Below are 13,789 nucleotides of genomic sequence, written 5' to 3'. Positions count from 1 at the left end.
CTCAGACCGCTACGGGGTTCGCCTTGTCGACGTTGATCCCGTAGCGGCTGATCGCCTCGCTGACCTTGTCGCGTCCGATCACACCGTCATCGGCCAGTGCCTTCAAGGCCGCCAGTGCGATGAAGTGCCGGTCCACTTCAAAGAACGCGCGTAGGGTTTCCCGGGTATCCGATTGCCCGAAGCCGTCGGTGCCCAGCGCCACGAAGCGACGGCCTGTCACGAATGGGCGGATCTGGTCGGCGAAGAGCTTCATGTAGTCCGTCGCCACCACCAGCGGCCCCGGTTGGCCCGCCAGGCGTTGCTCCACATAGCTGGTCCGTGGCTCGTCCTGCGGGTGCAGCAGGTTCCATCGCTCCACCTCATGACCGTCACGGCGCAGCTCAGTGAGGCTGGTGGCGCTCCATATGTCGCTGTGCAGGCCGAAATCCTTCTGCAGCAGTTCAGCGGCTGCCATCACTTCCCGCAGGATCGAGCCACTGCCCATCAGTTGGACTTGCGCGTGTTTGCTCGTGCTCAATCGATACATGCCCTTGAGAATCCCCTCGTCCGCGCCTTCGGGCATCGCCGGGTGCGGGTAGTTTTCGTTGAGCAGGGTGATGTAGTAGTAAATGTCCTCTTGTTCGACATACATGCGCCGCATGCCCTCACGAATGATTACCGCCAGTTCGTAGGCAAACGTCGGGTCGTAGGACACGCAGCACGGAATCACCGACGACAGGATATGGCTGTGGCCGTCGTCATGCTGCAAGCCTTCGCCCATCAATGTGGTGCGACCGGCCGTGGCGCCCAGCAGGAATCCGCGCGCTCGCGCGTCACCCGCCGCCCAGGCGAGGTCGCCGACCCGCTGGAAGCCGAACATCGAATAAAAGATATAGAACGGCACGGTCATCAGGCCGTGGTTGCTGTAGGACGTGCTTGCCGCGATCCATGAGGAAATGGCGCCGGATTCATTCAGGCCTTCCTGCATAATTTGTCCGTCCTTGCTTTCCTTGTAGTAGCTCAGTTGCCCTGCGTCCTGTGGGGTATAGAGCTGGCCGACGGCAGAATGGATACCAATCTGGCGGAACAGGCTTTCCATGCCGAAGGTGCGCGATTCGTCCGGCACGATGGGCACGATCAGCTTGCCCAGGTGTGGGTCCTTGAGCAGGGTGCCGAGGATGCGCACGAATGCCATGGTGGTCGAGATTGCGCGCTCGCCGGTGTCTTTGAGCTGAGTCGCGAACGCCGAGAGTTCCGGGATTTGCAGCGGTTGCACCGCACTGTGGCGCGCCGGTACGTAGCCGCCGAGGGCCTGGCGGCGGGCGGCGAAGTAGCGCGCTTCTGCGCTATCGGCGGCAGGCTTGAGGTAGGGAATGTCGGCGAGCTGGTCGTCGGCCACTTCCAGGCCGAAGCGGTCGCGGAACGCTCTCACCGCATCGGCGCCCATCTTCTTCAACTGGTGATTGATGTTCTGGCCTTCGCCGGCTTCACCCATGCCAAAACCCTTCACGGTTTTCGCCAGGATCACCGTGGGTTGGCCACGGTGGCGCACGGCAGCGGCGTAGGCGTTGTAGACCTTGTCGGGGTCATGCCCGCCTCGTGAGAGTTTCCAGATATCGTCGTCGGACATGTCTGCAACCAACGCCAGGAGCTCCGGGTATTTGCCGAAGAAATGCTCGCGCACATAGGCGCCATTCTGTGATTTGTAGTTTTGATAATCGCCGTCCACGCATTCCATCATGCGTTGGCGCAGCAGGCCGGTTGAGTCCTTTTCCAGCAGTGCGTCCCAGCCGCCGCCCCAGATCACCTTGATCACGTTCCAGCCGGCGGCACGGTACAGGCTTTCAAACTCCTGGATCACCTTGGCGTTGCCACGCACGGGACCGTCCAGGCGTTGCAGGTTGCAGTTGACCACGAAGATCAGGTTGTCGAGTTTCTCGCGCCCGGCCAGTGAGATGGCAGCCAGGGATTCCGGTTGGTCCATTTCGCCATCACCCAGGAAGGCCCAGACCTTGCGGCCCTGATGCGGCTTGAGCGCGCGCAGTTCCAAGTAGCGCATGAAGCGGGCCTGGTAAGCAGCGGTGATCGGCCCGAGCCCCATGGACACGGTAGGGAATTGCCAGAAGTCCGGCATCAGGCGTGGGTGCGGGTAGGACGAGATGCCTTCACCGCCGGCCTCGCGGCGGAAGTTGTCGAGTTGTGCTTCGCTGATGCGGCCTTCCAGGTAGGCGCGGCCGTAGATGCCGGGGGATGAGTGGCCTTGTATGTACACCAGGTCGCCGTCAAAGGCCTCGGTACGGCCACGGAAAAAATGGTCGAAGCCTACGTCATACAGCACCGCGGCTGACGCATAAGTGGCGATGTGGCCACCCACCCCGGAGTGCTTGCCTGCACGCAACACCATCGCCATGGCGTTCCAGCGGATGTACGCGTTGGTTCGGCGTTCGATCGCCAGGTCGCCGGGGTAGGGCAATTGACGGTCCACCGGGATGCTGTTGACGTAGGGCGTGGTGACGCGCCCGTAGAAGTCGCCATGGCGCGCCACGTCGAAATCCAGCAGTTGATCGATCAGGTAGTGGGCGCGCGGGCGGCCTTCGGTGGATAGCACCGATTCGATGGACTCCAGCCACTCGCGGGTTTCCTGCGGGTCGTCGTCGCGTCCGACTGCGTTGTTCGGGGTCATGTGGGGCTCCTGGGTAGGCGGATTCAAGCGACGGCGCTTTGTGGAAACGCCGTCAAACTAATTGCAATTGCAACTACATAACTAAATCTAGCGCGGGATGAGCTACTATTGCAACCTTCTTGAAATCGCCCGGATGGTGTTGCATGTCGTCGAAAGAGCCTGATGTATGGTTCCGGTTTGTCAGGGCCCACAGGACGGTCATCCGTGAAATCGAACGCCGCCTGGCCGAGGCGGGCTTGCCGCCGTATGCCTGGTACGACGCGCTCTGGGGCCTGGAAAGCGGCCCCGACGGCACCCGTCGCATGCATGAGCTGGCGGATGTGCTGGCCATCGAGCGCTACAACCTCACCCGCCTGGTCGACCGCCTCGAAAAGGACGGCCTTGTGCTGCGTTCCCGCTCTGATGGCGACGGCCGCGCGGCGTTTGCCTCAATCACCGATGCCGGGCGATTGCTGCGTAAAAAAATGTGGACGATCTACGAAAGCACCGTGGATGAGTTGTTCCTGTCGCAGATCGAGCCGGAGCAACGCCAGGGGTTTGCCGATGCCCTGGAGCGCACCGCCGGGTTGGCGATGGAGGCGGGCGTCCAGACGCGCGGGCGACGCAAGTCCTGACAGCAACGAAATACTCCTGTGGGAGCTGGCTCCCGTGGCGGTCTGCCAGGCGAAAAGTATTTAACTGGCTTATTGCGATTTAATTGTGGGAGCGGGCTTGCTCGCGAATGCAGTGGTTCAGTCAAAGATGTATTCACTGACACACCGCATTCGCGAGCAAGCCCGCTCCCACATTTGCCCTGCGTTTCACCAGCTCTATATCTGTCGGCTGTAAGGCCGCCTCGGTAGCAAGCTCCCACCCTTAATTGCATTTCAATGCGTAGCGATCCATCGCCACCTCCACTTGCCGCGCATCAACCCGCCCCTCATCCGCCAACGCCTTGAGCGCCGCTACCACAACCCAATACCGACTCGGCGCCGTCGCCTGTACCGACCCCGCGCCCAACGCCACAAACGGCGCGTCTACATAGGCCGACAACTGATCCACGATCGCCTGGGGGTAACCCGTGACAGCAATGACGGGTGCTGCGCTATCCGCCAGGCAATCACGCAAATGGCAGCTGCGTTTGGGCGCCAAGGGATGCAGGCGATTCCAGCGTTGCGCCATTGCCGCCTCTCGGGCCAGCCGCGTATAGCTGGGGCAACTCCACACGTGCGCCGTAACGTGCCAGTCCTGCTCCAGCAGGTGCGCGGCGTGTACCGTTTCTGCAAGCGCCCGGCCTGCGCCGAGCAGCCGCACATCCCCGGCAGTGTCGCGCCGTATCGGATACATGCCCTTGAGCGCGGCCTCACGGTCCTGTCCAGCCAAGGGCACCACGCTGTGCTGATCATGCAGGGCCAGGTAATAGAAACCCGGCTTGCCGTCGACATACAGCGCACGCAGTCCCGCCAGCACAATGGCACGGGCCTCCTCGCCGGAGGCCGGGTCGTACGGCGTGCAGCGCGGGTTGCTCGTCAGCCACAGCGGCAGGGAAGGTTGCGAAGGATTGTTCTGGATGTCGTTGCACAGGATGCCGCGCTGCGCCGTCTCCTGGGCCAGCGCACACAACTGTGCCGACGACGCCGCGCGGTGCAGGTACAGCAGCGGTTTTTCGGCGGTGTTGCGCGCGAACCAGGTTGGCCAACCGCCTACGCGCCGCGAGCTTGACTGGCCACGGATAACCCAGGCGTTACGGCTGGATTCGAGCGTGTCGGCCATACTGATCACGGTGTCCAGTGGCGAGCGAGTATCAGGGGCGGCACCGGTCAGTGCATTGATGCAGTGTTGTGCGGATTGCGCGGTCATGGCAGGCACCTGGCAAAGGGTGTCTGTACCTTAATGTAAATCGCCATATAGTTGCAATTGCAATTGTTGCAATAGTGCTTCACGGCCGAAATGCTAAATTGTCACTTCGCTGCTACGTTCAATTATTGGGTGCAGGAACGTCATGACGCCTACATTTTTTCGTCACAACGGCACTTTAGGCTAGCCATGCAGGTCATTTATCTGCAGCCGCTTTTAATTCAATAAGGAGTTTGACGATGGACGACTACCAGGAAGAACTGCTCGAGTACCGCGCGATTGAGTGGGACCCGCTGGAACCCGCAGATGATGCAACCGAGCTGTAAGACCGACCTCAGGCGGAATGCCGCTGACTGCGGCGAAATTCCCCTGGGGTCTGGTTGTTCCACCGCCTGAATGCCCGTTGAAACGCTTGGGCCGAGGCAAAACCGAGCAAGTAGGCGATCTCGCCGAACGCCAGTTCCGTATCGCGAATGTAGGTCATGGCCAGGTCGCGGCGGGTATCGTTGAGAATCGCGCGGAACTGAGTGCCTTCTTCGGCCAGTTTGCGGCGTAGCGTCCAGGTTGGCAGCTTCAAGCGTGCCGCTACTTCTTCCAGGTCGGGTTCCCGGCCGCCATTGAGCATCGGCCCGAGCAAACGGGTAATGCGCTCGCGCAGGCTGCGGGTGCGGGTCAATTGCTCCAACTCTCTCTCGCAAAGTTGTAACAACAGGTTCCAGGTGCTGGGGCAGTGCGCGGGGTTGCGCAACGCCAGGGTCGGCTGGTCGAGACGCAGTTGGTTGGCCTCGGCACCGAAGTGGATCGGGCCGTCAGCGAGCACGTTGTACTGCTCACTGTAAGGCGGCGCCTCGAACTCGATGTCGACCCGCTGCGCCAGTACCGGTTGCTGGGCCAGGCTGGACAATTGATGCAGCCAGCCGGCGATGATCGAGTCCACCACAAAACGGTTATAGGCGTTGTAGGGGCTGATGGAATAGAAGCGCAGCCAGGCGCCGTCGGCATCTTCGACAAAGCTCGACTGCCCGCGATAATTGGAACCGTACAGCGCTTCGAAGCGGGTCAGGGCCCGCGCCGCCTCGCGCACGTTGGGCGCCTGGGCGGCGGTGACGCCCGCCAGCCCCGCCTGGCTCAAGCGGCCGAGCCGGCCCATGCGCAGGCCCAGGCCCGGGTCGCCGGTGAGTTGGATAGCCGCATGGCCCAGACGCATGTAACGCGGGATCGACAAGCGTGCACCGGCCTCGGCCAGGCGGGCCGGGTCCAGGCCGTATTGCAGCAGCAGCGGCTGCGGGTCCAGGCCGTGGCTGTAGATGGCATCGGCCAGGGTGTGCACGAAGCCCACCGACAGATCCCCCAGCCGGACGGGCTTCACAGCCAGAGATTCAACAAGCGCGCGCCACGGGCCTCGCCATCGGCGCTGACTTGTCCTTGGCTGCTGACGAAGCTATGGCCTGCAGTGCCCAGGTCCCAGAACTGCCCACGCAGGAACACACTCATGCCGGCGCTTGCCTGGCTGACCGGTGGCTGGCTGATCAGCGTGAGGCGACGCCAGGCTTCACCTTCACTGAGTTCTTCGGGCTTGAGACTGATTTCGGTCGGGGTGGAAACACTTTTGAACCCGCGCCAAGGGCGGTCCCAGGTATCACGGCCCAGTACAAACGCCGGCACCGCGATCAGTTGCGCGCCTTGTTCGTTGAGCTTGCGGTAGTTGTCCGGGTACCAACTGTCGCTGCCAACCAGTACGCCCAATCGGCCGGCCGGGGTATCGACCACGCTGACGACGTTTTCATCACCCGGTTCGATAAACCCCCGTTCATCGTAGATCGGGTACAACTGGCGCTGCGGCTGGCCCACGGGCAAACCGTCCGCGTTGAACACAACGCTGGCGTTGTACAACGCGCCATGGCCGACCTGCAGTTGCCCCTGGCTGACGCTTGGGTTGGGCAGGGCGATGGAGCCGGCCACCAGCGTGACCCCGAATTCCTTGGCCAGGCCGCCAAACAACACTTGGTAGTCGCGCGCCATGCCAGCGGCTTTCATGCGCAGGTAGGCGTCGTCGGTACGGCTGTCGCCGGTGGCGCTGATCCAGGCTCGGGCGAACGGCAACGGGTTGCTCACCGACAGCCAATTCATCGCGTCTTTGACGTGAAGCGCCTGGTACACCTCGTTCTTTTCACCCGTGAGCATCAGCCAGGTGCCGATATGTTCGGGCAATACCACGACTGTCTTGTGGTTGATCAGCCCCAGGTCCCGGGCTTTTTGCAGGTAGGCCGAGAGCTTCAGGTGCAGGCGCTCCAGGCTCTGGTAGTCCGCCGGGAACAGCTCCGGCTGGATGCCCACCAGGTTGCCACGGTCGGCCGGCAGGCCTTCATTGACGGCGAGGGTAATACGCAGGTCGGACAAGTAGTGCGCCACGGGGCGCTCCTGGGTCCAAGCCAGATACGCGGCGACGGCGGCAACCAGGGCCATGGTGACGGTGAATGCTAGAAGTTTACGCATGGGGCAACTGACAACAGACCGTGTGCAGGGTTCGCCGACTAGGGTAGGGCCCAGGGTACGGCTTGCCAAGGGGCGCTGTGCATTTGGATCAATAACTTGTCAGTTTCGGTGATTGAGCGGTAGTCCGCCGACTCTTAGTCTGTGGGACATAAACCGATGGCGGGCCGCATGAGCCCGTCACGCCCGTGATGATCCGTTGTGGAGCTTGACCATGACCGCTGTTGCCTATCCGCACCTGCTGGCCCCGTTGGACCTGGGTTTTACCACCTTGCGCAACCGCACCCTGATGGGCTCGATGCACACCGGCCTGGAAGAAAAACCCGGCGGTTTCGAGCGTATGGCGGCCTACTTTGCCGAACGCGCCCAGGGTGGCGTGGGCCTGATGGTCACCGGCGGCATTGGCCCGAATGACGAGGGCGCGGTGTATGCCGGCGCGGCCAAGCTGACCACCGAGGAAGAAGCGCAAAAGCACAGGATCGTGACAACGGCCGTGCACGCGGCGGGCGGCAAGATCTGCATGCAGATCCTCCACGCCGGCCGTTATGCCTATAGCCCCAGGCAGGTTGCTCCGAGCGCGATCCAGGCGCCGATCAACCCGTTCAAGCCCAAGGAATTGGATGAAGAGGGCATCGAGAAGCAGATCCAGGACTTTGTCACCTGTTCGTTGCTGGCTCAGGTCGCCGAGTACGACGGTGTGGAGATCATGGGCTCTGAGGGCTATTTCATTAACCAGTTCCTGGCCGCCCACACCAACCACCGTACCGACCGTTGGGGTGGCAGCTTTGATAACCGCATGCGCCTGGCGGTGGACATCGTGCGCCGCGTGCGGGAAGCCGTGGGCCCGAACTTCATTATTATCTTCCGCCTGTCGATGCTCGACCTGGTGGAAGGCGGCAGCACCTGGGAAGAGATTGTGCAGTTGGCCAAGGCCATCGAGCAGGCGGGTGCGACGATCATCAACACCGGGATTGGCTGGCACGAGGCGCGTATCCCGACCATCGCCACCAAGGTGCCCCGTGGCGCGTTCAGCAAAGTCACCGCCAAGCTGCGCGGTTCAGTCACGATTCCGCTGATTACCACCAACCGCATCAATACCCCGGAAATCGCCGAGCAGATCCTCGCCGAAGGCGACGCCGACATGGTGTCCATGGCGCGTCCGTTCCTCGCCGATCCGGAGTTCGTCAACAAGGCTGCCGCTGGCCGCGCCGATGAAATCAACACCTGCATCGGCTGCAACCAGGCCTGCCTGGACCACACCTTTGGCGGCAAGCTGACCACCTGCCTGGTCAACCCGCGCGCCTGTTACGAAACCGAGCTCAACTACTTGCCGGTCAAGCAGGTCAAGAAGATCGCGGTGGTCGGCGCCGGCCCTGCCGGTCTGGCGGCGGCCACGGTTGCAGCCGAACGCGGCCATCAGGTGACCTTGTTCGATTCGGCCAGCGAGATCGGCGGCCAATTCAATATCGCCAAGCGCGTGCCGGGCAAAGAGGAGTTTTTTGAAACCCTGCGCTACTTCAAGCGCAAATTGCAGACCACCCATGTGGAGGTGTGCCTCAACACCCGGGTGGACGTCGCGCAGTTAGCCGCAGGCGGTTATGACGAGATCATCCTGGCCACCGGCATCGCCCCGCGTACTCCGGCTATTCCAGGCGTCGATAATGCCAAGGTGCTGAGCTACCTGGACGTGATCCTGGAGCGTAAGTCGGTCGGCAAGCGCGTGGCGGTGATCGGTGCCGGCGGCATCGGGTTCGACGTGTCGGAATTCCTTGTGCACCAAGGCGTGTCCACCAGCCTGGATCGCGAAGCGTTCTGGAAAGAATGGGGCATCGACACCCAGCTTGAAGCCCGTGGCGGTGTGGCCGGGATCAAGCCCGAGCGTCATGCGCCGGCGCGTGAAGTGTTCCTGCTGCAACGCAAAACCTCCAAGGTCGGCGACGGCCTGGGCAAGACCACCGGCTGGATCCACCGTACCGGCTTGAAGAACAAGCAGGTACAGATGCTCAATAGCGTCGAATACCTGAAGATCGACGATGAAGGCCTGCACATCCGCATCGGTGCCGAGGGTGAGCCCCAGGTGCTGGCGGTGGACAACATCGTCATCTGCGCCGGCCAGGACCCGCTGCGCGAATTGCAGGACGGCCTGGTTGCGGCCGGCCAGAACGTGCACCTGATCGGCGGCGCCGATGTGGCGGCCGAACTGGACGCCAAGCGCGCCATCAACCAGGGCTCGCGCCTGGCTGCCGAGTTGTAGGCATGGGGCGAGGAAGCTTGATCGGGTGGCGGCCTCATAGCTGCTTGAGTCCTCAGCTGTAAATCGATCAAATGTGGGAGCTGTCGAGCTTTAGCGAGGCTGCGAAAGCGGTGGGTCAGGCAATGAAGATGCCAGCAATGCCGCCGCCTTCGCAGCCTCGCCGGGGCTCGACAGCTCCCACAATTGAGCTGCGGTGCTGCTGAAAAAGGCGCCAGTCGCTATACCGCAGATCCAACCGATAAAAGCCGATCCTCTGTGGGAGCTGTCGAGCTTTAGCGAGGCTGCGAAAGCGGTGGGTCAGGCGATGAAGATGCCAGCAATGCCGCCGCCTTCGCAGCCTCGCCGGGGCTCGACAGCTCCCACAGTTGAGCTGCGGTGCTGCTGAAAAGGGCGCCAGTCGCTACACCGCAAATCCAACCGACAAAAGCCGATCCCCTGTGGGAGCTGTCGAGCTTTAGCGAGGCTGCGAAAGCGGTGGGTCAGGCGATGAAGATGCCAGCAATGCCGCCGCCTTCGCAGCCTCGCCGGGGCTCGACAGCTCCCGCAGTTGAGCGGCGGTGCTGCTGAAAAGGGCGCCAGTCGCCACACCGTAAATCCAACCGACAAAATCCGATCCCCTGTGGGAGCTGTCGAGCTTTAGCGAGGCTGCGAAAGCGGAGTGTCAGGCGATGAAAATGCCAGCAATACCGCCGCCTTCGCAGCCTCGCCGGGGCTCGACAGCTCCCACAGTTGAGCGGCGGTGCTGCTGAAAAGGGCGCCAGTCGCCACACCGTAAATCCAACCGACAAAATCCGATCCCCTGTGGGAGCTGTCGAGCTTTAGCGAGGCTGCGAAGGCGGAGTGTCAGGCGATGAAAATGTCAGCAATGCCGCCGCCTTCGCAGCCTAGCCGGGGCTCGACAGCTCACATGGAGATTTGTCGGCCTCTGAAAGTCGTGTAGATACCTATGGAGTTGTAAGACGGCAATCGAGGCAGTGTTAGACTGCCGCCCCCTTTTCCTTCAGATAATTGCCGATGGGCCCTGTCGACTGGCTGCCCCACGCGCCCCTTGAACCTGTGCAGCTCGATTGGCTGAACGGGGTCGAGCTGGCCGTGCTGCGCCTGGACCTTATCGACCCGCTGATCAGCGGCAACAAGTGGTTCAAGCTCACCGGGCACTTGGCCCAGGCGCAGCAAGCCTGCGGCATCATCAGCCTGGGCGGCGCCTACTCCAACCATCTGCACGCGTTGGCGGCGGCGGGAAAACGCTTTGGCTTCCCTACCGTCGGCCTGCTGCGCGGCCATCCGCAAGACACACCCACCGTCCTCGACCTGCAAGCCTTTGGCATGCAGCTGCATTGGCTGGGCTATGGCGGCTATCGCGCGCGCCACGCGCCCGACTTCTGGTTGCCGTGGCGTGAGCAATATCCCCAGTTGCACCCGGTGCCCGAAGGCGGCGGTGGCCGGGCGGGTGCGTTGGGTTGCGCAGTGCTGGTGGAGCAGGTGCGCAGGCAGTTGCCCGCCCTGGGCTGGGCCGGCTATGACGCCTGGTGGCTGGCCGCGGGCACCGGTACTACGCTGGCCGGGCTGGCGCTGGCAGAGGCGGGCGCGCATCGGGTATATGGCGCCATGGCGGTGCCGGACGACCACGGTGTGGCGCGCAACGTCGAGGCCATCGTGCAAGGCGGTTATGAATTGCTGGACGCGAGCCGAGGTGGCTTTGCCAGGGTCGATCCGCAGTTGCTCGACTTTATCGACGCCACGCACCAAGCCTGCGGCCTGCCATTGGAGCCGCTCTACACCGGCAAGGCGTTATTGGCCCTGAAGGCGCAGGTCGAGGCCGGGCGCTTCATGCCCGGTACTCGCCTGATATTCGTGCACACCGGCGGCCTGCAGGGCCGCCGAGGGTTCACGGGCTGACGCGCTTGCCTGGCATCATGCGCAACACGGTGTTGTCCCGCAGGACGTAATGGTGGGCAATGCCCGCCAACGCATGCAGCCCGATCAGCCAGTAACCGATCTGGCCGAACAGCACATGCCAGCCTTCAATCGCCTTGGCCAATGCCTTGTCTTGCGCGATCAACGGCGGCAGTTCCATCCCATAGAACATCACCGAATGCCCTTCGGCACTGACGATCAGCCAACCGGCGATCGGCATGCCGATCATCAACGCATACAGCGCGACATGCACCAGCGTCGCCAACAGGCTCTGCCATCGCGGCGGCGCCGGCACGATCCTGGGCGCCATGCCAAGGCTGCGCGCGAACAAACGCAGCCACACCAGTACAAACACGGTGAGGCCGAACATGAAGTGCATCTCGACGATCAACGTTCGCGCGCCGCTGCCTTTTGGAAACTGGCCGCGCAATTCAATGCAGGCGTAGACCACCGCCAGCAGCACCACCATCAACCAGTGCAACGCGATCGACAGGCTGCTGTAGCGCGTATCGGAATTTTTCCACGGCATCGCTGGGTTCCTCACTCATCAGGTCACCTCCGTTCTTTAGTGACGAAGTGCGTTTAATGTATGCCTGTTTTGTGCGGTTTACCCGCCGTGCCTGCGGTTTTCTTGACCTCGATCAGTGGCTTTGCGGCATCTCACCACGGGCCAGGCGCGCGTTGATGTCATCGATGACCGCAGGCAGGTCGCTGAGGGTGTCGATCAGGTAATGCGGGCGGGAGCCTTCGAACAGTGCCTCGATGCGAATGCGCTCGCTGGCCAATGTGGCGCTGTCCAGGGCTTGGAACTGCGCGTAAGTCAGGCCCAGCGCATTGCCGGAACAGGTCAGGGCCACGGTCCACATTCCGGCGCGGCGGCCTTCGAGGATGCCCGGCACCGTATCGTCGACTTTCACGCAGGCGGCCACATCATCAATGCCCAGCGCGATGACATTCGCCAAGGCCTGCGCCGGCCACGGGCGGCCGTTGGGCACTTCGTCGGTGGCGACCACGTGGTCGGCGACATAGCCGTTGGTGGCGGCCAGGGCGACAACTTTGTCCATCACCTGCTTGGGGTAGCCGGAGCAGGAACCGATCTTGAGGCCTTGCCCGCGCAGCCGCGCGATGGTGTCGAGGGCACCGGGGATGAGCGCCGAGTGCTCGGCGATCTTTTCGATCTGCAGCGGCATGAAGCGCTGGTAGAGGGCGGTCACATCGTCATCGGTCGGCGTGCGGCCGAAGACCTGGCGGTAGCGTTCGGCGACCTGCGGTTGATCGCACAGGGTGCGGATATGGTCCCACTTGCCCATGCCCATCGGGCCACGGGCTTCCTGGATGGACACGTGCACGCCGAACTCGGCGAAGGCTTCGACAAAAATCTGCGTGGGCGCGAACGAGCCGAAATCGACCACGGTGCCGGCCCAGTCGAGGATAACGGCCTGGAGGGTGTTGGGAGTGTGGTAGGTCATGCGGGCGTTCCGATGGAAGGAAGAGGGATGTGCATCGCGTGCAGCGCGTCGGCGATGGCGGTGACGGCGGCGCGCATCTGCGCTTGATCGACATCGCCGATGCAGCCCACGCGGAAGGTGTCCACCTGGGTCAATTTACCGGGATACAAGATGAAACCCCGAGCCTTGACCCGCTCGTAGAAGTCCTTGAACCGGTAGCGCGAATCTTGCGGAGCGTGAAAGGTGACAATGATCGGTGCCTGGATCGCGGCCGGCAGGAAGCTGCGCAGGCCGAGGTCGGCCATGCCCTGCAGCAGCGCCTGGCAGTTGCGCGCATAGCGTTGATGACGTGCGTGCAGGCCGCCTTCCTCGGCGTACTGCAATAGCGCTTCATGCAGGGCCGCGACCACGTGGGTCGGCGGGGTGAAACGCCATTGGCCGGTCCTGGCCATATAGGCGTGCTGGTCGAACAGGTCCAGCGCCAGGGAATGGCAGTTGCCTTCGGCAGCGGCCAGCGCTTGTTTATCGGCGAAGACGAAGCCCATGCCCGGCACGCCTTCCAGGCATTTGCCGGAGGCGGCGATCAGGGCGTCGAACGGCACTTCACGCGCATCGATCGGCAGCGCGCCGAAGGAACTCATGGCGTCGACGATCAGGCGCTTGCCGTGCTGTTTCACCACCCGAGCGATCTGCGCCAGCGGGTTGAGAATGCCGGTGCTGGTTTCGCAGTGGATCAACGCCACGTGGGTGATGGCCTGGTCGGCGTGCAGCAGGCGGTCCACATCGGCGGCGGTGGTGGGCGCGTCTTCGGCGGTTTCAAAGGTGCTGAAGTCGCGGCCGAGCACTTCGCAGATCTTCGCCAGGCGCTTGCCGTAGGCGCCGTTGATCAGCACCAGTACCTTGCCGTCGCGCGGCACCAGAGTGCCGATCGCGGCTTCGACGGCGAAGGTGCCGCTGCCTTGCAACGGCACGCAGTGGTGGCTATGCGCGCCGTCGATGATCGCCAGCAATTGCTCGCAGACGCTGGCGGTGAGCTGGTTGAAGCGCTCGTCCCAGGAACCCCAGTCCAGCAGCATCGCCTGGCGGGTGCGGGCGGACGTGGTCAAGGGACCGGGCGTGAGCAGGATGGGCGTCGTCATTACAAATCCTCGAAGCATCGGTTGAATCTACGGCGCCTAA

10 protein-coding genes are annotated in these 13,789 nt (G+C 62.8%); 3 read left to right on the top strand and 7 right to left on the bottom strand.

All coding sequences use genetic code 11. The features are described 5' to 3' along the window. Position 1: 1 nt before the first annotated feature. Positions 2-2,662, bottom strand: coding sequence for a pyruvate dehydrogenase (acetyl-transferring), homodimeric type (gene aceE / locus BLL36_RS07830; protein WP_076950887.1), 2,661 nt, complete (start codon positions 2,660-2,662; stop codon positions 2-4). Between the two features lie 143 nt (positions 2,663-2,805). On the opposite strand from aceE, the gene BLL36_RS07825 reads away from it, so the two are divergent. After that, complete coding sequence (locus BLL36_RS07825) at positions 2,806-3,276, top strand: MarR family winged helix-turn-helix transcriptional regulator (RefSeq protein ID WP_076950886.1); 471 nt, start codon at positions 2,806-2,808, stop codon at positions 3,274-3,276. Positions 3,277-3,517: 241 nt separating this feature from the next. Here the strand turns inward: BLL36_RS07825 and BLL36_RS07820 are convergent, their stop codons facing one another. From BLL36_RS07820 to BLL36_RS07810, 3 genes are all read right to left on the bottom strand, one after another. Next, the gene (locus BLL36_RS07820) at positions 3,518-4,501 is read right to left on the bottom strand and encodes a transketolase-like TK C-terminal-containing protein (protein ID WP_076950885.1); all 984 of its coding nucleotides are present in this window, start codon (positions 4,499-4,501) and stop codon (positions 3,518-3,520) included. A 331-nt stretch (positions 4,502-4,832) separates the two neighbouring features. After that, positions 4,833-5,867: an AraC family transcriptional regulator gene (locus tag BLL36_RS07815; RefSeq protein WP_076950884.1), complete on the bottom strand. Its 1,035-nt coding sequence runs from the start codon at positions 5,865-5,867 to the stop codon at positions 4,833-4,835. Beyond that, positions 5,864-6,994 carry a carbon-nitrogen hydrolase family protein gene (locus tag BLL36_RS07810; protein WP_076950883.1) on the bottom strand — a complete coding sequence of 377 codons (1,131 nt, stop codon included), beginning with the start codon at positions 6,992-6,994 and terminating at the stop codon, positions 5,864-5,866. The genes BLL36_RS07815 and BLL36_RS07810 overlap by 4 nt, the downstream gene beginning before the upstream one ends. 211 nt (positions 6,995-7,205) lie before the next feature. Here BLL36_RS07810 and BLL36_RS07805 point away from each other — a divergent pair, with 211 nt between their 5' ends. Further along, entirely contained in the window at positions 7,206-9,245 is a 2,040-nt protein-coding gene (locus BLL36_RS07805; RefSeq protein ID WP_076950882.1) for an NADPH-dependent 2,4-dienoyl-CoA reductase, read from the top strand. 1,014 nt (positions 9,246-10,259) lie between these two features. Continuing rightward, the gene (locus BLL36_RS07800) at positions 10,260-11,144 is read left to right on the top strand and encodes a 1-aminocyclopropane-1-carboxylate deaminase/D-cysteine desulfhydrase (RefSeq protein ID WP_076950881.1); all 885 of its coding nucleotides are present in this window, start codon (positions 10,260-10,262) and stop codon (positions 11,142-11,144) included. Here the strand turns inward: BLL36_RS07800 and BLL36_RS07795 are convergent. The 3 genes from BLL36_RS07795 to BLL36_RS07785 all read right to left on the bottom strand — a co-directional run bounded on the left by BLL36_RS07795 (position 11,134) and on the right by BLL36_RS07785 (position 13,749). Continuing rightward, entirely contained in the window at positions 11,134-11,691 is a 558-nt protein-coding gene (locus BLL36_RS07795; RefSeq protein WP_076950880.1) for a cytochrome b, read from the bottom strand. The genes BLL36_RS07800 and BLL36_RS07795 overlap by 11 nt on opposite strands. 112 nt (positions 11,692-11,803) lie before the next feature. Continuing rightward, the gene (gene phnX / locus BLL36_RS07790; RefSeq protein WP_076950879.1) at positions 11,804-12,631 is read right to left on the bottom strand and encodes a phosphonoacetaldehyde hydrolase; all 828 of its coding nucleotides are present in this window, start codon (positions 12,629-12,631) and stop codon (positions 11,804-11,806) included. Next, positions 12,628-13,749, bottom strand: a complete 1,122-nt coding sequence (locus BLL36_RS07785) for a 2-aminoethylphosphonate--pyruvate transaminase (RefSeq protein ID WP_076950878.1) — start codon at positions 13,747-13,749, stop codon at positions 12,628-12,630. Before BLL36_RS07785 ends, phnX begins: the two co-directional genes overlap by 4 nt. Positions 13,750-13,789 lie beyond the last annotated feature (40 nt).

The sequence above is a fragment of the Pseudomonas cedrina subsp. cedrina genome (assembly GCF_001983175.1).
Classification (GTDB): domain Bacteria; phylum Pseudomonadota; class Gammaproteobacteria; order Pseudomonadales; family Pseudomonadaceae; genus Aquipseudomonas; species Aquipseudomonas cedrina.
This window is presented reverse-complemented; position numbering and strand designations above follow the sequence as displayed.

What these genes read in the sequence shown, in the direction of transcription:
- BLL36_RS07820 (WP_076950885.1), bottom strand. Translation starts at nt 4,501, where the DNA reads ATGACCGCGCAATCCGCACAACACTGCATCAATGCACTGACCGGTGCC.
- BLL36_RS07800 (WP_076950881.1), top strand. Translation starts at nt 10,260, where the DNA reads ATGGGCCCTGTCGACTGGCTGCCCCACGCGCCCCTTGAACCTGTGCAG.
- BLL36_RS07810 (WP_076950883.1), bottom strand. Translation starts at nt 6,994, where the DNA reads ATGCGTAAACTTCTAGCATTCACCGTCACCATGGCCCTGGTTGCCGCC.
- BLL36_RS07795 (WP_076950880.1), bottom strand. Translation starts at nt 11,691, where the DNA reads ATGCCGTGGAAAAATTCCGATACGCGCTACAGCAGCCTGTCGATCGCG.
- BLL36_RS07825 (WP_076950886.1), top strand. Translation starts at nt 2,806, where the DNA reads ATGTCGTCGAAAGAGCCTGATGTATGGTTCCGGTTTGTCAGGGCCCAC.
- phnX (WP_076950879.1), bottom strand. Translation starts at nt 12,631, where the DNA reads ATGACCTACCACACTCCCAACACCCTCCAGGCCGTTATCCTCGACTGG.
- aceE (WP_076950887.1), bottom strand. Translation starts at nt 2,662, where the DNA reads ATGACCCCGAACAACGCAGTCGGACGCGACGACGACCCGCAGGAAACC.
- BLL36_RS07805 (WP_076950882.1), top strand. Translation starts at nt 7,206, where the DNA reads ATGACCGCTGTTGCCTATCCGCACCTGCTGGCCCCGTTGGACCTGGGT.
- BLL36_RS07785 (WP_076950878.1), bottom strand. Translation starts at nt 13,749, where the DNA reads ATGACGACGCCCATCCTGCTCACGCCCGGTCCCTTGACCACGTCCGCC.